A 23848-nucleotide genomic window follows, 5' to 3' on the forward strand; every position below is an offset into this window, starting at 1 on the left:
AACAGGCGTTGGAGATTTTGGTAGTATTCTTAAACCTATGCTTAACCATTATTTTAGTGTTGATCTTGGATTACAAGCTTATACGGGTGAAAGAAAAGGTATTGGTGGGAGTTTACAAGTGAGATATGAATTTTTAATTCATAACTTATTAAGCAAAAAAATTAAACGTCATAACACAATATCAACTTGGTTATGACGTTTAATTTTTAGATTTTAGAGGTAAGGTTAAAAAACTCAAATTTTAAATAAATATTTTATTGAATACTTTAAACAAAAAACGTTATTTCAATAGTAAGCCTTTTTCATTATGAAGTTTCTAAGGGTAAGAGCTAGATTTTAATATACACCTTTTATATCTCTTCTCTTAAAAGAGCCTTACAACAGCCAAGGTGATAACAAATATGATGAATCAAATTATAACAAAGTTAATATAATAGATGGCAGTATCAAGAATGTTTATAATTTACTTATAGTTGAAGGATTATTGGGCTAGTTGGCGTTGAAACAACTTCAAGCTATAACATTGTAATTATGAAAGGTGGGAGTATTACGAATTATGCTTAATCATCTTATTTATCTTTATAGATAGCCCGCAACGAACTTGTATTTTCACCTAGTTGGCTTAATATTGGTGCCAAAAGATGGAGTCTTTCAATCGCTGCCTGCATTTCTTCGGCTGTAGTTATAGCGATATGTTCAACAGAAGATGATACTGTAACGATAGACTGGTTAGCTTCTGTTTGTGCTTGGCAGGCATCTTTTATCTTATGAACCTCGCTTACGCTTTGTTCAACTAGTTGCATGATTTTGTTAATAGAGGCATGTGCCTGCTCTGACTGTATTACACTTTCTGTAATTTCTACCAGTGAGTGAGACATTACTGCAACAGCATCTTGAGTGCCTGTTTGTATGGCTGTTGTTACATCTTTAACTTCTTGTGCCGAACGCATGGTTTTTTCTGCAAGTTTGCGTACTTCGTCTGCTACAACAGCAAAGCCACGTCCGGCTTCTCCGGCTCTAGCGGCTTCAATAGCGGCATTTAAGGCTAAAAGGTTAACTTGATCTGCTATTTCTGAAATAACAACAATTATATTTCCTACTCCGGCGGTTTTTTGAGCTAGTTCTGTTAAAGTATCTTGTAAGTTTTGACTATTATTTGCTGTCCGTTCTACAAGGGTATGTACGGATTGCATCATAATTGTGCTTTGAACAGCTTGAGTTTTCGCCTCTTCCGCATGTTTTGTTGCTTCATCTATTTGCCACTGTACTTGCATCGTGATATTTTCAAGTGTTCCAACAGCCTCTTTGTTTTTTTCAGACTCTTCTCGTGTTTTAGTAGAATCCTTTTGAGCTTGACTAACTTGTTGCTCAAGAGCAATCGTAGATGTTTGTAATTGCTGAGAAATAGCATCAAGGTTTTCAGCAAGCATATTTACTTGTTGATGTCTTTTGTCATCTTCTTCCGCCTTAACAGCAAGAACAGTTAACGATTCTTCTGTTTGCTTGTGTGCTATGGCGTTTGATTCTGCGAGTGCTTTTGATTCAGAAAGGGTATTACGCATCCATTCTGTCATTTTTCGTAAAGAGCTTACAAGCTTTCCAACTTCGTCATTACTCTTTATGGAAATTTCCGCCTGTAGGTTGCCTGAGGCTATCGCTTCGGCATATTCAATACCAATAGTTATTGATTGAGTAATACGGCGCATAAGTAGAACAATAAGAGTAATAACTGCCAAAAGACCTATTATAGCAATTAAAAGTTCTTTTAATATAGCAGCGTTGCTTTCGGCCATTACTTTATCCATAGGCAGGCTCATTACAAAGCTCCAACTTATGCTACCATCTCCATATGATAAGGGTAAGGAAAAGTGCAAAAAGTCTTCACCATTTACTTGGCTTATAAAGGAATATTTTTGGCTATTCATAATAGCATCTTTTAATTCTTTGGGCATTGATTCAAAAGCATTTTCGCCAAGTTTTGATTTGTCTATTGACCCAATAACTGTCCCATTTTGAGCATAAACAGTCATAAAGCCACTTTGCATAGGGCGAATTTGTTCCACACGCTTTTGTAGAGCAACCAGATTAATATCAACTCCGGCAACACCAATGGCCTCTTTGTTAACAATAATCGGACTAGCAATCGTGCTTACCAATTCCTTAACATCTTCCTCCATGTATATATCAGGAAAGGAAGTCTTTTTTGTTTGTTTGGGTAGGGCATAATAAGGCTCCTCAAAACTATCATTTTCACCGGCAGGAGAAGCCACTATTTGTCCATTTTCATCTGTAACCCAGAAGGAGCTAAAAGTTCCTTCGCTAGAGGCTACGTCTCCGGGGGTATAATCTGCCAGCGGACCATATAGTTTTTTCATGCTTTCTGCCAACGCCTCAGGATTATCTTTTATAGCTTCAAACTGGCTGGGCATATATTTAGAATCGTTAACATCAAAAGCATCAGGGTCAAACATTATCCATGAGCCTAAAAAATCAGGATTATCGCGTTGAGTATTTCTTGCGACTTCAACTAATTGTCCTCGTTCGGTGTTACCAATTTCTTTAAATGTGGCAGCGGTCGTTGCGATCTGTCGACTAATAGTGTATCCGCTGTTAAGCATATCAATAAAAGACAAAGATTCTGATCTTGCGAGGTTTTCGGCAAAAGCTTTGGCTAAGTCAACAGCCTGTCGGCGTTGGGTTTGTTGATTTAAGAACATTATAATACCTAGCAAAAATACAATAGGAATGATCGTTATCAACAAAAGCTTGTTCCGAATTTTCATTGTTGTGTCCGTTTCAATACTATATTTAAACAAATTAAATAGTATTATTTTAGTGTTAAGATCAAAATTTACAAATTTATAAATAAGAAAAAAATAGCCAGTTCTCTGCACTTTTATTTTTTATTGCAAACGGGCTTTAAGTCTAATCTTACTTTGCTATATTTAGCTTATGATAGTTACCCTAAAATCATTTTTTTTCAAGTAAAAAATAAACTTAGTAGGCAACAAAGCTTATAAAAAGTTTATTTATAAAATAAGTTTGCTTTTTTGAGGCTGTGTGAAATTATATAAGGTTCAACACAATATCAACTTAGTTGGCGTTTAATTTTTAGATTTTAGAGGTAAGGTTAAAAAACTCAAATTTTAAATAAATAGTTCTCTTAAATACTTTAAACCCAAAAGTTATTTCAATAGTAATGTTTTTTTCACTATGAAGTTTCTAAGGGTAAGAGCGAGATTTTTTAATATACACCTTTTATTCCGTTTTCTCTTAAAAGAGCATCACAACAGCCAAGGTGATAACAAATATGACGAATCAATCCAATTAATGCGTATTGATTTGTACATTCTTTTTTGAGGGCGGTAGAGGTTCTGTTGTGTTTTTTGGTGAGTTTTTCAAGGCTCATATCTTCTATAAAATTGAGAGCTTGTTTTTTCATTTTTTGAGCAAAAATCAACATATCTTCTTTATTAATAATATCATTTGTAATACCAGAAAGCATTACTATTTCTTTAGTATGAAAAGTTTGTTCAGAAGGTTGATTATCCGGTAAGGCATAAAGCTCTATGCAGGCAAGGGTATGAAAAAATTGCTGCCAAAGAGGGTAGCCTCCGAGTGTTTTATTCCAAAGGGAATCAGGAATAATGATAATTTGTGTTTCCAACAGATTGAAAAAACGTTTAAAATCGTCTTTAAAACAAGATATAACAGGATCGTTCATTTTTCTATTAGATTAAGATGTCTAACTTAGCGTTTTACTACTTTAATTTTTTGAGTATTCAACTCTTCAATAATCATCTGTTTTAAAAGAGGTAGACGCTCTTTAATTTTAGGGCTTAACTCAGACCCTAAATCTTGCCAGTTATAAGGCTCCATTCCGATGACAATACATTCAGGTCTTTTTCCTGCCAACTCGCAAAGTAAGAGAGTATCAACCAAATCTGTTTGGTGCATTGAGTCTCTAAAGGCCTTACTTTTTCTAAGGTCATTATTGATTAAATGATATACGCTACCTGGTTCATGTCCACCAAGTACGGCATCAACAACGATAAGCAGGTCGCAGTCTGTTAATTTTCCCATTAAGCTTACGCCCAACGTTCCGCCGTCCATTAATTCAACATTGTTAGGGAAATCGTATTCATTCATTAACTCTTTAACGGCATGAACGCCAAGACCTTCGTCTTTACAAATAATGTTGCCAACACCAAGAACAAGAACTTTTTTCATAAATTATATTCTAACCTTATTATATTATATATTTTATTACATATAATTCATAAACAATTATTGAGATAACGTCTTTATCTTAGTTTATTTTTTAGAATAGTTCAATATATTATTCTTTATTAATTAAGATTGTATTAATATATAAAAAGAGGTGAATTTGTTAGTCAAACTCACCTCTTTTCAGTTTTTTTATTTAGGATTTATAAAACTTTAAACTCGCGTGTTTTATTATTTTCAAGGTCAATAACGTGAACAGCACAAGCGATACAAGGGTCAAAAGAGTGAACGACACGTAATATTTCAACAGGACGTGCAGCATCTACGACCGGAGCACCAATTAAAGCTTCCTCAACTGGTCCTACTAAACCTTTTGCATCACGAGGACCACAGTTCCAAGTTGTCGGAACAATCAATTGCATATTGGCAATTTTTTTCTCTTCGATATTTATCCAGTGGCTTAAACCACCACGAGGAGCGTTAACTAAGCCAACGCCTTTAGCGTTACCCGGGTTTGTCCAAGGGAAGTTAATAACTTTATCGCCTTTAGCAATATTATCTCTATAGCCGTCTATCCAGTCTTGAATCATTTCAGAAATTGCAACTGTTTCTATACAACGAGCGGCAGTACGACCGAGGGTAGAGAAGAGTTGTTCTGGCTTTAAGCCTGTTGCTTTGAGAACTGCGCCTACAAGCTTTTTGATGATTTCATTACCTTGTGCATAGTTTGAAACAACAGTTGCCAAAGGTCCTGTTTCCATCACTAGATTGTCATATCTAGGGGCTTTACACCAAGAATAACGATCTTCACCGTGTAAGTCGGTAAATTTAGGTCCGCCGTCGCTATCAAAAGGACCATGAGGTTCTTTTCCAACATACCAGCTATGACGCACATGCTCTTCAATTTTTCCCTTATCAAATGGGTGAACTTTGCTTAAGTCTTGGTTTAGAATTATACCGCTTTTAAAAGCAGTTTCGCTGTCAATTTTACCATTGATTGGGAATTCTCCAAAGGCCATTAAGTTCTTTGTTCCACCATAAGTAGCACAATCACCATATACGGAAGCAACGAGCAATACGTCTGCTAAGTAGTAATCATTAATGAACTTTTTAGCTTTTTGGAATATTTCTTCGTAATGTTTAATTATTTGAGGCTCAAGACCTTCATAGCAGGTTACGCCGCCAGGAATAAGGAATTGAGGGTGAGGGTTTTTACCACCAAATAACGCCATTCCGCGGGCAATTTCTACTTGCATGCGTAGAGCATCAAGGTAGTGAGAGGTTAAAAGCAAGTTTTGTTCAGGCGTTAGCTTATAAGCAGGGTGTCCGCCGATAAAATAAGCATTAGTAAAGATACCAAGTTGTTCACCTTTAACGAAAGCTTGTAATTTAGCTTGAACAGCTTTTAAACCTTCAGGAGTAGACACTCCAAGCTTCGATGCTTTCACTGGGTCAGCCTTAAGGGCAGCAGTAACATCAACGAAATCTAAAGCGTGTAAATGATAGAAGTGAACTAAGTGGTCATGCAAAAACTGAATACCAAGTACCAAGTTACGAATATAGTTGGCATTTGTTGGAATATCAAATTTAGTTGCATTTTCCAATGAACGAGTAGAAGCCAAAGAGTGTGTATATGTACAAACACCGCAGACACGTTGGGTAAACATGGCGGCATCTCTTGGGTCTCTGCCTTTTAATATTGTTTCTATTCCGCGATAAAGGGTAGAAACGCTGTAAGCATTTTTAATTTTATTGTTTTCAACTTCAACTTCAATTCGTAAGTGCCCTTCAATTCTGGTTAACGGGTCAACTACTATTTTTTGTGTTGCCATGGTCATCTCCTTGTTATGGCTAAAAGTAAAAAAATCTTAGATTAAAAGAACTCTTAGTTTTCGAAGAATGGAGTCATTTTATCCCAGAAATTTGGTTCACTACAGCCAATGCATGGGTGACCGGCTTGTACTGGCCAGCTTACGCCATTAAATTTAGCCTTTGGACAGTTGTTGTAAGTATCAGGACCTTTACAGCCAAGATTATATAAACAATATCCCTTACGTGCTTCTTCTGATTCAAAAGAAGGGGCAAAGTTTCCGGCTTCAAAGTGTTCTCTGCGTTCACAGTTATCGTGTACGCTTTCACCAAAAAACATATTTGGACGACCAAGTTTATCCAGAGGGGGAACAGCTTTGTTTTGAAGTACATGAACGATTGTTCCGACAAGGTTAATTGGGTTAGGCGGACAACCTGGGATATTGATAACCTTTCCTTTTAAAGAAGGAACGGCATCTTCCAAACCTTTAGCACCGGTTGGGTTTGGTTTGGCAGCTTGAATACCACCATAGGCGGCACAAGTTCCGTAGGCTATGTTGTGGAGTGCTTTTGTAGGAATTCTGTTGGCAATATCTAGCATTGTGTGGTTGCCAACTTTTCCGAAGATACCATTTTCAGCGGTTGGAATAGCTCCTTCGACTATGCAGATAAATCCATCTTTTGAAGAAACGGCTTTTTCTAAGGCTTCTTCAGCGGCATGACCGGCAGCCGCCATAATGGTTTCTTGATAATCTAGCGAAATAGTATCAAAGATTAATTCATCAAGAAATGGGTTTGTTGTTCTTAATACTGATTCTGTGCAGCCAGTACATTCGGCAAAATGTAAGTATACTACAGAGGGTCTGCGTTTAGCAGTTAAAGCTAGAGCAACTTCCGCTGCAAAGCCTGGTCCCATTCCCATAGTAACAGCTACAGCTGTACAAAATTTTAAGAAATCTCTGCGGTTAACCCCTCTTTTAGCAAGTCTTTCTTCAGGGTTTTCTCTTGCAAGACCGACTGATACCTTCATAGCAATCTCCTAATGTTGTAGGTAAAGTTTAACTAACCAAAAAAACGTATATAGGTTTCTATTTGTCTTTTAAACTTTTTTTAAAAAAAAGTAAATAGCCTATTAAAAATATCTAAGGTTTATATTTATAGTATTTTATATCCATTTTCTGTGATTAATACCATAAATTCCAAACGAACGCCGCCCCAATCAGAGTAATATAAACCGGGCTCTACGGTAATCACCATTCCCGCTTCGAGAATTGTAGTTCTTGTAGCGTTTAAACTAGGGGTTTCGTGGGTTTCCAATCCGATTCCGTGTCCAAGACCGTGGGTAAAATATTGTTCAACTTTATATTTTTTAAAAATATTCAGGGCTGTGGAATATGCTTCATTAACGGATAAACCCGGGCGTAAAATTTCTATTGCCGCCATTTGAGCTTCTTGAACTTGTGAAAAAGTCTCTTTAAAACTTTTAGTTGGTTTATCTCCAACCCAAAAAGTGCGAGTTTGATCAGAACAATAGTCGTTTAAACGACAACCGACATCAACAAGGACAGGGCAGTTGTCAATTGTTTTTTCATTGCTAGGTATAGCGTGAGGAAGGGCGGCGTTTTTTCCTATTGCGACAATACTTTCAAAAGATAGTCCACTTGCCCCTTTGTTTCTAAAAAACTGTTCAATGTCCCATGCAATTTGTATTTCACTAGCACCGTTTTTTAACATTTGAGGAACGGCGTTCATTAGTTCATGATTTAATTTACAAGCCCTACTTAATAACTCAATTTCATGGTTATCTTTAATTATTCTTAATTCTTCAACCAGTCCGTCAGAGGGGACAAGGGTTTGATTGGTGTTGAAAAAAGAGAGCAGTTTATGATAAAAGTTAACGCTTGTTGTGTTGGCTTCAAAGCCGATTTTTCCTGTAATGTTATTTTTGATTAATTCGCCAATTTGTTCCGCAGGATTTGTTTTATATATAAAAATATATTTTTCGTCCCAAAGTCTTTTGGCAGCTTCATAAAATCTTGAATCAGTACACAGCCAATCTTTGCCGGAGCTTGTTATAATTAATAAACCGGAGCTTTCATTTTTTTGAGAATCTTTCAGCTCAAAACCTGAAAGATAAAATCTATTGGCATCATAGTTTATTATTAAAGCGTCTAAGCCTTTTGAATGCATTTTTTTTCTAAGTTTTTCGCGTCTGGTCTCATAGATTTCGGCTGTAATTGTGTTATTCATAAAGTACCACTTTTTTATAAAATATAGCTTTTATTAATACAGCCCAATAATCTTGTAAAGAACAAGAAAGGCTTAGATAAAATCGCTTGTTGCAAGTTTTATCTAAGCCTTATGGTTGTTTATTTTAATTGTTAAACAAAATAATCAATGCCGGAAGAAAAAGTTGTTTGTCCTCCGCTGAAATCTGCTAACAATGAAGTACCTGTATCTGTTGTTGAATTAAAAAATATATCCAGAGCTTGGGCTTGATAGTTTGCTTTTATTGTGCGGATATTTGTTCCTTTAAGTTTATCTACTTCATTTTCAGGGCTTAGATTTTTTTCAAGATTTTTTAAAGCTTGAATCTTTCTAAACTCTTCAACAATTCCGGGGTTTTGTTTAAAGTAACTTTCAACAAGTTTTTTTGTTTCTTCGTTTTTGGCTGAAACCGTAATTGCTTGTTCGTTTTCTTTTTTAGGGTCTAAAGCAATCTGAAAATCAAAATCAGTAAGACCAAGGGCTTTAAGATCTTTTTCTACTTTTTCGGTAAAAGCATTTTCCAAGTTTTTGAGGTAGGCAATAATATCAGTAATAGTAACAGGTGATCCGTCTTTTAACTCGGAAATTTCTTCCAATGCTTTCGTTAAAGCAAGTTCTAACCCCTCGGGCATATAAGAACCAAGGCTGTTGCCGGTTGAGGTTGAGTTGTTGGCGTTATTTTTATTTGCTCCAAAATTCATTGTATAATTTGAACCGGTTGAAAGATACGGGTTTACTTGTAAGCTCATAAGACGCTCCTTAAAGTTAAAAATTATGGCGGAAAAAAAGTCTTGTTTTTAAGAAAAATATTATATAAAATTATTAATGCAATTAATGTTCCGTTTTTTTCAGAGTGAGTTAGTGTTTTTAGGCTTATTAGGCTTGTCATAATAAAAAAAATCAGGTAGCTATAGACAAAGTTAAATTAGTCTTGGAGCGAATAAAAACTCTTTTGCACTGAGTAACTCAATAGCTTTTTTAATGAAAAAAGTTTGTTTATTAAATGGAGAACACTATAACAACACTCAATTTTAGCCAAACGATTGATTTTGATGACCATAAAGCAAGCAATTTACTTTTTGGCCCTCAAGAAAAAAATTTAAAAGAAATATCTAAACAAAATAAAGTTAAGCTGGCTACGCGCGGGAACAGTATTCATATAAGCGGGAACGATAAAGACCTCGTCATGTTGACAATGCGTCTTTTATCTCAATTATATACAGTTATTCGTAGTGGTTTTCCTTTAGAATTTAATGATATTGTCTATTCTGTTTCTGCATTAAAAACAAACCCAGGTCTTGATTTATATAGCTTTTTTAAAGATAGCTCTTTTATCGTTTCGCCAAAACGCAATATTTCGCCCAAAACGCTAAATCAACGAGCCTATCTTGAAGCTTTAAAAGAAAATGATATCGTGTTTGGAGTAGGTCCGGCCGGAACGGGCAAAACTTATCTGGCTGTGGCTTTTGCTGTTTCTTACCTCCTTGCCAAACGTGTAAAGCGTATTATACTGACAAGACCGGCTGTTGAAGCCGGAGAAAAGCTTGGTTTTTTACCCGGCGATTTGGTAGAAAAGGTCAATCCTTATCTGCGTCCGTTATATGATGCCCTTTATGACATGCTTGAAGCTGATAAGGTAACCGCTTTGTTTGAGAGTGGTGTTATCGAGATTGCACCTTTGGCGTTTATGCGGGGGCGAACTTTACATGATGCGTTCATTATTTTAGACGAAGCTCAAAATACAACTCCTGAACAAATGAAAATGTTTTTAACGCGTATGGGGTTTGGTTCAAAAATGGTTGTTACCGGAGACATAACTCAAATTGATTTGCCTAAAAACAATAATATGTTTGAAAGATCCGGGTTGGTTCAGTCTTTAAAAATTTTAAAAGATATAAATGAAATTAAAATTATCCATTTTGATAGTACTGATGTTGTCAGGCATTCGTTAGTTTCTAAAATAATTTTAGCTTATGAAAAATTTTCAGGCGAGTAATACACCCTGAAAGGTTATAACATATGAGTATGATTAATAAACTTCCTGCGAAAGAACAGCCCTTTAAAAAATATGTTCGTTATATTCGCTCTAAAACAAATTTTGCGACAATTACTTTGTATTCTGTGTTTGTATTGGTAGCTTTTTTATTGGGCGGAAAGCTTGTTTCGCAAACCAAAATTTTGGTTGCCGGAGAGGTCGCTCCGCATGATGTTATCGCCAAACAAAATTTGTTTATTCCCGATCCGATAGGAACAAAAACAAGAAACGACTCTATTATTGCCATACAGCCTTTGGTTTGTGATTTTGAAGCAAGTCATATTTCCAATTTAAAAAAACGTATGCAAGAAATATTTTCAGCAATTAACGAGTCGGACAGCGTAACTTTAATGGCCTTAAATGACAGTTTGGCTTTAGATATAGGTGAAGAATTAACTGTTCGAGGTTTATCGTCTTTAGCCAATAAAGAGGTTCAAAAACTTAGTTTGCAAACAATTGTTCCTTTGGTGGAACAAAGATTGTTGCAAGGTGTTGTTGCCGATACTAATATTTTTGCTCAATATAAAGGCGGTGTTTTAATCCGTAATTTGGATAACGGAAGTGAAAGCACTTTGCCAAACGCTTTAGATATTCCTGATTTGTATACGCTTAAAACAGAGGTTATAGATCGCCTTAAATCTGAAACACAACTTTCAAGTTTGAGTCGGCGAGTGCTTGGTGTGTTGATTAATTCCTTAATTAGCCCGACTGTGTTTCCAAACTTAGAAGCAACAAAAAAACGCAATACCGAACTTGTAAATGCCCTTGAACCTGTTTATTCTCAAATAGAAACAGGGGAGTTAATAGTGCGTCAAGGTGAAAGAGTTACCCTTGAACAACAACAAAAAATACAGCTCTTATTAAAAAAAGAAAAGAATAGTTTTAATTTTCAATTAACGGTTGGTATCTTTTTATTAACGGTTCTTTTGAGTGTTGGTATCTTTTTTTCACCAAGCGGACGTAAATCAGGTACTGTGCAGGAAAGAGATATTTTATTTATCGCAACATTAATTGGTTTTTTTGTTTTAATTGCCAAGAGTGTGGCTATTGTTTCATCTAATATGGTTGAAGCAAATTCTTTTGTTACGTCAAACTCTCTTGCTTACGGAGTGCCTGTTGTTGGTGCGGCGGGTTTAGCGGCTTTAATTTTTTCAACCAGACGCTATTTTGTTGTTGGGCTTTTGCTTGCTTTTTTGTGTTCAATGGCAGCAGGAGGAAGTTTAGAGCTATTTCTATTTTATTTTATAGGTTCAATGTGGAATACTTGGCTGATTATGAGAGCCCAAAATCGGCATGATGTTGTTTGGTCTGTTATTCCTTTAACTTTAGGGCTTATAGCCATATGGCTTAGTACAACTTTTATTAGTATTGAAATTCGCCCAAACTATATGGCTGAATTGATTGCGGTAATAACGCACGGTATCTTGTCTTTGTTATTGATCTTTGCCTTATCTCCGATTGTGGAAATGGCTTTTGGACATACGACTCGTTTTGGATTGATGGAGCTGATGAGCTTGGAACAGCCTTTAATCCAAGAGTTGATGATGACTGCTCCCGGAACCTATCATCACTCTGTTATTGTTGCCAATATGGTTGAGGCTGGTGCTAAGGCTATTGGTGCTAATAGTTTGCTTTGTAAGGTTGCCGCCTTGTATCATGATGTGGGTAAAATCAATAAGCCCGAGTATTTTATAGAAAACCAGTTTGGTGGAGAAAATCGCCATGATAAAATTACTCCGTCGATGAGTGCGTTAGTTTTGATTTCTCATGTCAAACAGGGAATTGAACTTACACAAAAGCATAAATTGGGCGAGGAAATAATTGATATTATAGCACAACACCACGGAACTAGCTTAATAAAATATTTTTATCAAAAAGCAGTAAACTTGGGTGAAAACCCCAGAGAAAGCGATTATCGTTATCCCGGACCAAGACCACAAACCAGAGAAGCGGCTATTGTTATGTTGGCTGATGTCGTAGAAGCTTCGAGTAGGACGCTTTCTGATCCGACACCAAGTAGAATTACCAATCATATAAATACGATAGTAAAAAATCTTTTTTCAGAGGGTCAACTTGATGAGGCGGAGCTAACTTTAAAAGATATTCATAAGCTTTCTGAAACTTTTGTACGTATTTTAACGGGAATTTTCCATCAACGTATTGAATATCCTGATAAAAACAAAAAAGTTGCTGAAGAAAAAACAGCGGAAAAAACAATCAAACAATATGATAATATTCAAAATAAAACTCAAGTCGGTTCAAGTGCTCCTTTAAGTCTTGGTGATAACAAAACGGAAGCGGAGCAACACAAACCCGACAGATTGACTTTGCATTGATTGATTACAGATTATGAAAATTAATATTAATGCCCAAAGAGCTGTGCTTTTACTTACTCCTTTAGATTTATCAGAGTTAAAACAAATTTTAAGCGTAATGTTAAACGCCTTGGGTTATAAAGATGCTCATGGTTGGGTCTTAAATGTGTGCTTAGTTGATGATAACACAATAGAAGAATATAATAACAGTTTGTTTGCATTGTCTGGTCCAACCAATGTTTTATCGTTTCCCGCCGGGGAGCAAGATAGTTTAGAAAAGTTGCAATATGTTAAATTGATTGGAGAATTAGTTTTGTCTGTTGATACGGTCAAGCGTGAAAGTTTTTTATACGGACAAGATGAAAGAGAACACTTTTTATGGCTTTTAGCCCATGGTTTAGCACATCTTGGTTCGCCGGAACAATTAAAAGCCGGTGGGCTTGATCATGGTGAAATTCATGATAATTTAAGCCAAAAAGCTTTTGAGTCGGTAACTTTGTTTATTTAAAACCAATGTCTTTTATTTTAATAAGCTTTTATTTGACTTTTTATAAAAATAATTTACTTTATATTAAAGCAGAAGTTGTTTAAATTCACGAATGATTTGTTGTAGGTAGGGGGTAGCTCATGAATACATTATCTTTTGTTTCTATTGTAAATTTATCTGATACTTTTTTGAATACTGTTGTTTTAAATGCTGAAAATAGTGGGTCAGAGGGCATTTTTATGCGTTCTTTTGATCGTATGGATCGTTCAGGTTTAAACACCAGAGTTGATGATTTTTCAGGGCGAACTCTATCCGTATATAATATTGACGGACTACATTCAGGTAAAAGTAACCCCAGCGATTCGTTGATCCAAGGTAATGATGATAAAATGATTGCTATGTATTCAGGTTCGGGCAGGGTGTTTAATCTTTCTATTTAAAAAATATTCCGGAACTACCACCACAATGGATAATCAAAAAAACGAAAACCCCAATCACTCTAATAACTCGAGTGGTTGGGGTTTATTCGGTAAAGCCGTCTTGTCCTGTCTTTTTTTAGCTTTTATACTTGGAATTTTTCTCGGAGACGGCGGGGGAACTGAATATGAAGTAATAACAACAGCTATTTTTGCTCTTTTGTTTTTTGTTGTAGTTGCTATTATACTTGGTCTTTGGTTTTTGGGGCTTATCTTTCGTTCTGCTAAAAGTAAGATTAAAGAAGCAACAAAAAACGAGAATTGAACCACAAATTCTGAAGAGTTAACTTGTTTAATAATGCTATAATTTCTTCAATTTACGGTCTTTGCTTTACTGTTGTAAAAAAGTATTAATAATAAAAATTGTTTAATTGCCCAGTTCCGAACGTGGATGTGCTTCTGAACGGATATATACTTTCCAGTAATAATTTTCGTAATCATTGTTGAAAAGAAGTATAGGTTTACGCAGGCGATGTTGTTTAGCGACAATTTTTTTCTCATTTTCTAAATTCAATAAAATTTTGTAAATTTGCTTTTTTGATAGGTTAAAATGTTTTGAAACAAAGGCGTAATCAAATTCTTCGCCGTTGTGTTCTGAGATATAAGAAAGTATTTTGGCTTGTATGTGTATATTATCAGCTTGAACCATTTGAGCGTTTACTTTAGTCCAACTAAATGTGTTAGTTATCGGAACAAGAAGCATTACCAGCAATATGATTAGGCACTTGTTATTCATTTTTTTATTCTTTTATAAATAGTAAAGCCCCGACCATTACAGATCGGGGCTTAGTTTATTGTTTATTGTTTACTGGTTTTGCAAGATAATAATTTGTTGTAAAAGAGCCAACTGTTCAGTTTGGTCGCTACCAATATCAGCATAAGCTACGCCAAGGCTTGAACCGTCTTGTGTAGAACCGTGAATAATAATAGTTTGTTCAGTTTCACCACCAGAAGACTTAATAGTCAGTTCTAAAGCAGAGTTATTACCTTGATTAACCTTAAGGTCAAGACGATGATCATGTAAAAGTTGACTTAGGTCTGAGGTGTCAGAGAACAAATGTTCTAGTTCAATCTTATCACCACCAGCGATATTAAAATCCATGATAGTATCTGTTCCGCCAAGGTGTGGACCTTCCCAAACAAAGGTATCAGCACCGAATCCTCCGTAAAGAACGTCGTTTCCGTCGCCACCGTTTAAGATGTCGTTTCCGGCATCACCATAAAGTGTGTTGTTTCCGGCATCACCGATAATGGTGTCATTTCCGTCTCCGCCATGAACAGTTCCGCCATCTGCGTTTCCGTGTAACATAACAGTGTCATCTCCGGCACCCATATTAATAGTTCCGGTGAAGTCTCCTTGAACATTAAGGGTATCGTTTCCGCTACCAAGAGTTACAGAAGAGAAGTTGTCTATTTCACCATGAATATTGATGTTGTTTATTCCACCAAGCAAGTCAAGGTTGCTGTTATCTAAACTTCCGGCTTCAAGATTAAGAGTGCCGTTGTAGGAAACGTCAGTGTTTACTGATGAATCATGTAACGCACCGCTTATATTTAAGCTGTCGTGCCCTGCGTCTGCAAAGGTTAAATCTGTATGGCTAACATCTCCGTCTACACGAATTGTATCGTTCTTATCAGAGTTAAAGTTATGAACGCTATCAGCTCCGTCTTTAATTCCATCAAAGCTTGATTGTCTGTCAATAAATGTAGGGTTAGTGTGGTCAACGGTTCCTGCAACAAAATCATCAGTTACGGTCTTCGGAACATCAATGCCTGCAAATTGAGAGTTGCTACTGAAGAAGTCCAATAAGCTTGCTTGATCTGCCTGGGACCAGTTGCTCCAGTTGGTAACTTCGATAGATTCAACACCAAACTTAGGATTAGCCGCCATTTGTAATAACCATGCACTGAACTTAGTTTCAAAGTCGTTGAAGCTTGTTGCCTTAAGGGTTAGAATGTCGTACCCATCACCCATTTCTAGTGTTAAGCCAGTAGGAGAACCCGTACCAGAAGAATATACTTTACCATCAAGTACAACAGTATCATCACCAGCACCAGTGCTAATGATATTTTTACCTCCGTTTTCAGCGTAAATGTTACCTTTGATATTCACATAGTCACTATGTTCTGTACCAGTGATTTTGTTGATAGCAGCAGTTCCACCTGCATACATCGCTAGAGCTTCTTTCCCTGCTCCGGCAGTAACGGTAATGCGAACTTCTATACCTGTAGTAGCGTTTTCATGTGCTTGAATGGTGTTTGTGCCATAGACAGCATGCAAACCATAAGCGTTATTACTACTGCTTTCCGCAGAAATATTAACGCTATCAGCTGTAATTACGTTTTTACCGCCATTACTATAAGCTGACGCTCCATAAGTTACGCCTGTACCTTTAGCGTCAATATCTACATTACCTGTAGCGTTAATAGTATTGATTCCATTAGTTCCTGATCCGCTTAGACCATAAGCACCACCATTTGTGTTGGTAGCATCTATGTTAACGTCTTTGGCAGTCAAGATGTTTTGACCATCAGTATTTGTTGCCAAACCGTAAGCAATATTAGCATTAGAATTAGCATTGGCTTCTACATTGATAGTTCCACCAGTAGCCGTTAAGATAGTTTGAGCATCTTTTGCAGAAACACCTACAGCTAAGCCTGCTCCTGTATTTTGAGCTAATACGTTAATATTATCGGAAATAATTTCAGTTTTACCCTTATTATCAGAATGAACGCCCCTAGTTGTACCCTTGCCATATGCTTTGACATCTGTAAGGACGGCGTCTTCAATAGTGTTTTTACCACCGGCAGAAGAGTAAATACCATAAGTATCACCGGTATTATTGTTGGTTGTTTTTATTTTTACATCTTCAATACCACTAATGGTGTTAGTAGATGACATTAATGTAGAACCTGTATTAGTTGCATACATACCAGAAACAACGTTTGTACCTGTACTATTACCTTCAGTGATAATTGCAATCTTATCAGTATCTTTAGCACTACCTGTAATAGTGTTTTTGCCACCGGCTGTTGTATGCATGCCAGTTGCCGTATTTTTTCCGCTAGTAGTATTAATATTTATATTTTCTACGTTACTGATAGTGTTATCGCTCTCAGAAGCGTATAGACCATACGCAAAACCGTTAGTGTCTACATCAATATTAACATTTTTAGCATTGATAATTTCATTTTTACCTTTTGACCAAGCATATAGACCAGAAGCGATAAAGTTGTTTTCAGTATGGGATCTCTCAACATCAATGTTAACAGTTTCAATATCACGAATAGTGTTTGTACCACCTTGTGCTTCTACACCATAAGCAGAGCCTGCAGCTTGCAACTTAACGTTAATGTCAAGTCTATCCGTATCTTGATCAGTACCCGCAACAATATTGCTACTACCGCTGATAACGCTATGAAGACCACGAGTATGTCCTTCTTGTGCCTCAACCATAATATTAACTTTTTCAGCGTTAAGAATTTGGTTTGTACCTGTTGTGTTGGCGTATAAACCGGCAGCTCCACCTTTACTCTTGTCTTTAACATCAATAGTAATATCTTCAACGCCATCAATGGTGTTAATAGCTGCTTTACCTGATGCCTTCATACCAACAGAAGGGCTCATACCTGTAGAAGAATTTCCGGTTACTTCAAGAAGAAGTTTATCTGTCTCACCTGTACCGGTAATAACGTTTTTACCACCCGTATTATTCATACCAACAGCAGCATAATTATAGTCATGGCTATTAACTTTTATCTCAATATCTTTAGCCTTGATTTCGTTTTTGTAGTCAGGGTTAAGATAATTGCTCGAAATATCCATTCCAGAGATTATAGAAGTATTGACTTTATTACCTGTTGCAGTTTGATCAACATTAATCTTAACCTTTTCGCTGTCAATTATGTTTGTACCATAAGAAGCAGACAAACCAGAGCTTTCTTCTCTACCTTTAACGTTAATTTCTACATCAGTAGCGGTTATGGTATTTTGACCACTGTCTTTAGCCTGTACTCCAAAACTAGTGCCTTTTGTACTGGTGGCATTAATAATAAGTTTCTCATCTGCATTGATATCCGTTGTTCCGCCGATTGCTCCAACAGATATGGCATAACCAGTACCAGTGTTTGTAGCCTCAATGGTTACATTTTTACCGCTGATGGAAATATCTCCCTTATTCTCTGCCGCAATGCCTCGAGCATAAGAGATAGAATTAGCACTACCGCTAATTTTAACATCTCCGCCAGCATCTATAATGACCTTGCTATCCTTACCTACTACGTGAACGCCAGAGCCAGTTTCTTTCGCTTTAGCATGAATATCTACATTCCCATCAGCTGTAACTGTGTTTGTACCACCAACTGTTGAGAAAAGACCAAAGGCGTTACCACCTGTGCTTGTTGCGTTAATTTTAACATTTCCATCTGCATTAACACTGTTCTTACTGTCTGCATCTTGAGCATACATGCCATAACTATTGACAAAAGTACGGGTATGGTTGGCAGATATATCTACATTCCCTGTTGATTCAATGATGTTTTGACCACTGATGGTTGAGTTAACACCATAAGCATTACTCGTACCGCCTTTTGCATTTATTTTAACATCATTAGCGTTAAGAATTTCGTTTACGCCACCTTCTGTCGCATTAATACCATAAGCACTTTTGCCACCCGAAGCCTCGATTGTAACATTTTCAATTCCGTTAATGGTGTTACGAGAGGCGGTTGGGTTTGTGCCTGTACTTGCACCTGAAGCCCACATACCAGTAGCGTTACCACCAGTGCCGCTAGTAGTGCTAATAATAAGCTTGTCAGTAGTACCAGTATCACCAGTTATGGTGTTAATGCCACCGCTTGAGGCTCCAATACCGGTTGCTACACCTGTTTTACCTGTTGTGTTAATGCTAATATCATTACCCTTGATAGTATTGCTAGCACCAAGACCACTCGCACCCAAGCCAGTAGCGGTGTTACCAGTCATATTTAGGATTACGTTATCAGTGTCAATGATATTTTGACCACTACGAGCAGCGTTCATACCAGAAACTTCACCATTATTGGAGTTTAACTGAATATCAACTTTACCTGTGCCATCATCCTTGCGTGCATTTATTATATTTTTACCGGCTAGTTCGCTAGATCCGGAGACATAAGAGTCCATAGCGGTAGCAGTACCGTTATTGACGTTGATATTCATATTGACTGTTTCAGCCGTAACTGTGTTTGTAGCCGCCTCTTTTTGAACAAATAAGCCTTTTGCACCCAACTCAGCCTTAATATTAATATCTGCTTGTTTTGCGTTAAGATTAAAGTCTCCTATACTTTGGTTATTAACACCCCAAGCATAAGAACCGGGAGTAGCTGTTTCTTGGTTTACATTAATATAAGCAGTTTCTTTTGCGTTTAGGTTTACATCAACATTCCCCATAACCATATTAATGCCGTTAGCACCGCTGTTTCTACCACTACCGCCGAGACCTGTGGTAAATTTAGCATTGTCGTTTGCATTAATAGTTATATTGCCTGTTTCGCTGGTTATAGAAATAGAGTTTTTATTTGAATTTCCATATGTATATATACCGCTTGCCGCAGCCTTTGTTTCATTAACGTTAGCACTGGTTTTTGTAGCACTTATAGTAATATCGTCTTTGGCATTTATGGTTGTTGAACCACCATAATTTTGGATAATACCACTAGCCGCAGAACCGTCGCCTGTGGTGCTAGCCGTAATATCTATTGTTGAGCCTGATTTTATATCTAATGTACCGTTGACACTAGAAACACCATATGTGGAAGAATTATTACTCATAAATTGAGTTTGTGCGTCTTGATTTTTAGCGTTAATAACAATCTTGCCACCGGCATCAATAAAGCTGTCACCTGTGTTATTTACGCCACCGGCACCTAATTGGTTAGCATTGGCATCAATGGTGATATCTCCATCTGCCTTAAGTGTAGCTTGTCCTGTTACGCCATAAGCATACTTTTCAGCGTCAACGTCAATATCAATATTTTTAGCAGTAATAGTGTTTCGGCTATCAGCGTTGGTATCAGAGTTAATACCCCTGCCAGTACCATTGAGACTGTCTATATCAATCTTTACATTGCCGTTGTTAGCTTGGAGAGTGTTTGCCCCACCATTAGAAGCTTCCATGCCCACACTATAGTCTTTTGAACTTACAGTAAGAGCAATATCGCCTTGTCCTGTGTTAACGGTGTTACTTCCAGCATTGGCATACATACCATATCCTGCATCACCACCGGCTTTAATATCTACGTTAGCTTTATTGGCAGAAACACTATTTTCTTCTCCAACTGTCTTAATGGCATAAGCTGTACCTGTGGTAAGATTTTTTTCTACAGTAACTTGTCCGTCATCGGCTATAACGGTATTTTTCCCATCAAGTCCACCAAGATATACAGAATCTTTACCTGAACCGGCATTGATTGTGCTACCAGAAACAGTATTATTAAAGCGGATATAGTCATCTTTATCGCTTGATTCTAAAGTGCCGTTTTTAAACTCTTGACCTTGGTGCCATTCGCCGTGTTTTAGACCACCTTTATCAAGAGAGTAACCACCGTTCTTGGAAGGATCTTCTGCGTTAAGATCTTTTGAAGAAATGTCATCGTTTTGATTTAAAATAACTTGTACGTTAAAAGAACCCTTGTCGTTTTTAAGAGTAATGTAACCATAAATATTTTCTGTGCCGTTTGCCGCTACATAATCAAGACCTGCTTGATTTAAGGTAAGTGTAAGCAAACCGTTGGCATCTATATTTATATCAAAATAATTTTTAAAAGCAGGGTCTTTCCACTCAATATCTTGAGGACTGTTTACTTTTATTCCAAAAAATGAAATTCCTGCCGGAGTTGTGGTGTCTTGAGTATACATAACAGCACGAGCATCATAAGGAGTTTGTTCAGGTCCAGTTGGTTCAGAACCACTATCGTCATAACTAACATTAGCTATTGTGCTTTCACTGACTTCTGTATTTCTTGACCATTGGTCATTACCAAGACCGTTTAAACGATCAACGCCATCTATTAAATTGCCGGCATTGTCAAGATATGCGTTAAGACCACTTCCGTCAGCTCCTGTTGCGGGCTGTGCATTTGCAGTAGGACCGGCGGCAGGCAATAAAGTTTCGTCGTTAAATTGAGCTAAAAATTGTTCTGCCGGCATATCTGTGCCTTCTTCGACAACGAATTTAGGCATAGCGTCTGCTGGTTGAACGTAAAAATTTTCCAATATGATTTGTCCGCCATCAGCGAAGCTGATAACAAGATTATTATCTTCGTGTGAATAAAGAGCTGTTCCTGTTTCAAAACCGAACGCCAACTCCATATTTGGTATAACGGAAATACTTACGATTTGTCCCTTTGGATTGCGTAATTGTGTAGTAGCCATGATTCTCTCCTATCATTCTATAATTGTTGATTTTTTTTAAATCTAATCATAACTGTCCCTAGTAGTTATGGTTACTATTTATTTAACATATTTTTTAAAGGTGTCAATATTATTAGTGTGTTTTGGGTGAAAGTTTTTTATTTTTTTTAAATAAACGGTCTATAGAACATTTTTATAGTTTTTTTTAGCTTAAATATAATTTATACTATGCTTATTTTATAAACGTCTGGAATGCTTATCAATGTTGTCTATAATTTTTATTTGTTGTTCTTTAATCGGGTTGGGTTTAATTTTACTTTTTTATTAATTTATTGTATTTTATTTCGGTTGCTTGGTTGTGGCGCTTATTTTTTGTAACAATAAAAAAAGAGAGGGGAGCTTGTGGAGTTGTTTGTCGAAGTCAGTAATTATGTGAATCAATGGCTAGATGTTATAAATACTTATTTTTACAGCTATATATTAATTGCCTTATTGATAGCTGCGGGGCTTTATTTTTCTGTGCTGTGTGGTTTTGTCCAGTTGAGGTATTTGGGAGAAGCAATACGCCTTGTTAAAGAAAAAAATACTAACGAACATGCGGTTTCCTCTTTTCAGGCGTTAATGATTTCAACGGCTTCTCGTGTTGGAATAGGTAATATCGCCGGAGTTGCCACAGCGATTGCTTTGGGCGGGGCGGGTGCTGTTTTCTGGATGTGGCTTATTGCCATAATCGGATCGGCTTCGGCTTTTGTTGAAAGTACTTTGGCACAGGTTTATAAAGTGCCTGATGGAAATGGTTTTCGTGGTGGTCCTGCTTATTATATTGAAAAAGCTTTAGGAATGCGTTGGCTCGGCGTATTATTTTCTGTTTGTCTTATTGCGTGTTTTGCTTATGGCTTTAACACCTTACAAGCGAACACCATTGTTTCGGCTTTATCATATTATTTTGGTGAAGATCAAAATACGCATGCCGGACTTGGTGCTATTTTAGCGGCTCTAACTGCGTATGTTATTTTTGGCGGTCAAAAGAAGATTGCTTTTTTAACTTCCGTAATAGTTCCTTTAATGGCTTTTATTTACTTAAGCCTTGGTTTGGTTGTTTTTGTAAAAAATATAAGTGAATTTCCAAGCGTCTTGCAGATGATTTTTTCTCAGGCTTTTGATTTTGAAGCTATCTTTGGTGGATTTAGTGGTTCTGCTATTATGTATGGTATTAAGCGCGGCTTGTTTTCAAACGAAGCAGGAATGGGAAGTGCACCTAATGCGGCGGCGGCGGCTCACGTTTCTCACCCCGTAAAACAGGGGCTTGTTCAGATGCTTTCTGTTTTTATTGATACAATCATTATTTGTAGCACGTCAGCATTTATTATTTTGTTATCAGGCGTGGAAACCGCAGGTTTAAAAGCAATGCCTTTAGTGCAGAAAGCTTTATATTCTCAATTTGGCGACATTGGTATTTTGGTTGTTACTATTTCTGTATTCTTTTTTGCATTCAGCTCAATTATAGGAAACTATTATTATACTGAATCAAATATGTTTTTTATTCAGAAAAAACAAACTTCGCTTGTAATTTTTCGCAGTACCGCTGTTTTAACCGTATTCTTAGGGTCTTTGGCGAGTTATGATTTAGCTTGGAATTTAGCAGACGTACTTATGGGGATAATGACAATTATCAATATTATTACAATTTTATGTTTAAGCAGTACGGCTTATAAGGTTTTACAAGATTATCAAAAACAGAAAAAAGAAGGAAAGAACCCTGTTTTTCTGGCTAAAAACATTGGACTTAACAATACTGACCTCTGGCACGGTGAACCGGAATAATAGTCAGGAAAGCTTATAGCAAATGAGCTTATAACAAAAACGGGTAAAATTTTAAAAAGGTTTTACCCGTTTTTTTATTATAGCTAAGTTCTTAACTCATTTTGTAAAAAAAAAATTATCTTTATGGAAAAGACTCGAGTATAAATTTATTGTCAACAATGGATTATAGATAACAATAGGGTGATTGGGTGGTTACGAAAACAGCAATAGTTTAAAGTAGTTTGTCTTATTATTACTGTCGATATAAACAATTATCAAAAATATGACCGAAAAAATATTATTATTTAAAAACAATGTGTTATGTATAAGTTTAGACAAAATATAAAAAAAAGTGATTTTTTTGCTTGCATATTATTTTAATTTTGATTAAAAACAAATTTCTTGATCGGGGTGTAGCGCAGCTTGGTAGCGCACCTGCCTTGGGAGCAGGGGGTCGCATGTTCGAATCATGTCGCCCCGACCATTTCAAGAAAAAAGTAAACAGCCAGACTTAATAGTTTGGCTGTTTTTTTTGTTTTAAAGAGTGTTTTATAATAATATAAAAGCCCTTTCTTATTTGCAAGAGAGGGCTTTTGTTTTTTTATTTTAAAATGATCACAACATTATCTTTATAAATTACTTAACTTAGCTTTTAAAGTTTTACAAATAAGAGTTAATTTATCCAAAGCGGTTTCCAAGGCTTCGGCATCTAAAATTCCGTTATTCTTTAAATCCATTTCTTGTTCTATAATCGGATCAAGTTCAATTTTAAGCGTTGTGTTTAAGCTTGGTGCAAGAGCAGTTGTAAGTTCTCCGCCATTTAAACCTTTTTCGGGATAAACGCTGTAATCAAGTCCAAAACTTAGCAGTGTGTTTTTACCTTGAGCGTCAATTTTTGAAACTTTAAGGTCGGTTGTGTTGATATAACTGAAAGGTATGGGAAATTTTTTTTGCGTTCCGTTACCTGTATATTCGCTTAATATTTGTTCATTAGCATTTATAGTCATAATACTTTACCTTTTTATAATGTGGCTT

The 23848-nt window shown here is 36.4% G+C and carries 16 protein-coding genes and 1 tRNA gene; 7 read left to right on the forward strand and 10 right to left on the reverse strand.

The window, feature by feature from the left end; genetic code table 11:
• Positions 1 to 569: 569 nt before the first annotated feature.
• From BT999_RS06550 to BT999_RS06580, 7 genes are all read right to left on the reverse strand, one after another.
• Entirely contained in the window at positions 570 to 2717 is a 2148-nt protein-coding gene (locus tag BT999_RS06550) for a methyl-accepting chemotaxis protein (protein ID WP_072696986.1), read from the reverse strand.
• 527 nt (positions 2718 to 3244) lie between these two features.
• Positions 3245 to 3724: a hypothetical protein gene (locus tag BT999_RS06555; protein WP_072696987.1), complete on the reverse strand. Its 480-nt coding sequence runs from the start codon at positions 3722 to 3724 to the stop codon at positions 3245 to 3247.
• 26 nt (positions 3725 to 3750) lie between these two features.
• Complete coding sequence (locus BT999_RS06560; protein ID WP_072696988.1) at positions 3751 to 4230, reverse strand: HyaD/HybD family hydrogenase maturation endopeptidase; 480 nt, start codon at positions 4228 to 4230, stop codon at positions 3751 to 3753.
• Positions 4231 to 4430: 200 nt separating this feature from the next.
• Complete coding sequence (locus BT999_RS06565; RefSeq protein ID WP_245790994.1) at positions 4431 to 6059, reverse strand: nickel-dependent hydrogenase large subunit; 1629 nt, start codon at positions 6057 to 6059, stop codon at positions 4431 to 4433.
• Positions 6060 to 6112: 53 nt separating this feature from the next.
• On the reverse strand, positions 6113 to 7066 hold the full coding sequence (locus tag BT999_RS06570; RefSeq protein WP_072696990.1) for a hydrogenase small subunit: 954 nt from the start codon (positions 7064 to 7066) through the stop codon (positions 6113 to 6115).
• Positions 7067 to 7191: 125 nt separating this feature from the next.
• On the reverse strand, positions 7192 to 8286 hold the full coding sequence (locus BT999_RS06575) for a M24 family metallopeptidase (protein WP_072696991.1): 1095 nt from the start codon (positions 8284 to 8286) through the stop codon (positions 7192 to 7194).
• Between the two features lie 131 nt (positions 8287 to 8417).
• Positions 8418 to 9053 (reverse strand): hypothetical protein, encoded by a 636-nt coding sequence (locus BT999_RS06580; RefSeq protein ID WP_072696992.1) that lies wholly within the window; start codon positions 9051 to 9053, stop codon positions 8418 to 8420.
• 254 nt (positions 9054 to 9307) lie between these two features.
• Between BT999_RS06580 and BT999_RS06585 the strand changes: the two genes are divergently transcribed.
• The 5 genes from BT999_RS06585 (at position 9308) to BT999_RS06605 (ending at position 13882) form a co-directional block, all read left to right on the forward strand.
• Entirely contained in the window at positions 9308 to 10300 is a 993-nt protein-coding gene (locus tag BT999_RS06585; protein WP_072696993.1) for a PhoH family protein, read from the forward strand.
• Between the two features lie 23 nt (positions 10301 to 10323).
• On the forward strand, positions 10324 to 12675 hold the full coding sequence (locus tag BT999_RS06590) for an HD family phosphohydrolase (RefSeq protein ID WP_072696994.1): 2352 nt from the start codon (positions 10324 to 10326) through the stop codon (positions 12673 to 12675).
• Between the two features lie 13 nt (positions 12676 to 12688).
• Positions 12689 to 13162, forward strand: a complete 474-nt coding sequence (gene ybeY / locus BT999_RS06595) for an rRNA maturation RNase YbeY (protein WP_072696995.1) — start codon at positions 12689 to 12691, stop codon at positions 13160 to 13162.
• 119 nt (positions 13163 to 13281) lie between these two features.
• A complete protein-coding gene (locus BT999_RS06600; RefSeq protein WP_072696996.1) occupies positions 13282 to 13581 on the forward strand; it encodes a hypothetical protein in 300 nt (99 codons plus the stop codon).
• A 25-nt stretch (positions 13582 to 13606) separates the two neighbouring features.
• Positions 13607 to 13882, forward strand: coding sequence for a hypothetical protein (locus BT999_RS06605; protein WP_072696997.1), 276 nt, complete (start codon positions 13607 to 13609; stop codon positions 13880 to 13882).
• A 102-nt stretch (positions 13883 to 13984) separates the two neighbouring features.
• Here the strand turns inward: BT999_RS06605 and BT999_RS06610 are convergent, their stop codons facing one another.
• Both BT999_RS06610 and BT999_RS06615 read right to left on the reverse strand, forming a co-directional pair.
• A complete protein-coding gene (locus tag BT999_RS06610) occupies positions 13985 to 14353 on the reverse strand; it encodes a hypothetical protein (RefSeq protein WP_072696998.1) in 369 nt (122 codons plus the stop codon).
• 69 nt (positions 14354 to 14422) lie between these two features.
• The gene (locus BT999_RS06615) at positions 14423 to 21031 is read right to left on the reverse strand and encodes a type I secretion C-terminal target domain-containing protein (protein ID WP_072696999.1); all 6609 of its coding nucleotides are present in this window, start codon (positions 21029 to 21031) and stop codon (positions 14423 to 14425) included.
• 381 nt (positions 21032 to 21412) lie between these two features.
• Here BT999_RS06615 and BT999_RS06620 point away from each other — a divergent pair, with 381 nt between their 5' ends.
• On the forward strand, positions 21413 to 22834 hold the full coding sequence (locus BT999_RS06620) for an alanine/glycine:cation symporter family protein (protein WP_218587507.1): 1422 nt from the start codon (positions 21413 to 21415) through the stop codon (positions 22832 to 22834).
• A gap of 386 nt (positions 22835 to 23220) precedes the next feature.
• Positions 23221 to 23297, forward strand: a tRNA-Pro gene (locus tag BT999_RS06625).
• Positions 23298 to 23442: 145 nt separating this feature from the next.
• On the opposite strand, the gene BT999_RS06630 is transcribed toward BT999_RS06625, so the two are convergent.
• Entirely contained in the window at positions 23443 to 23820 is a 378-nt protein-coding gene (locus tag BT999_RS06630; protein WP_072697000.1) for a hypothetical protein, read from the reverse strand.
• Positions 23821 to 23848: the final 28 nt, after the last annotated feature.

It is taken from the genome of Desulfovibrio litoralis DSM 11393, from assembly GCF_900143255.1.
Lineage (GTDB): Bacteria > Desulfobacterota > Desulfovibrionia > Desulfovibrionales > Desulfovibrionaceae > Frigididesulfovibrio_A > Frigididesulfovibrio_A litoralis.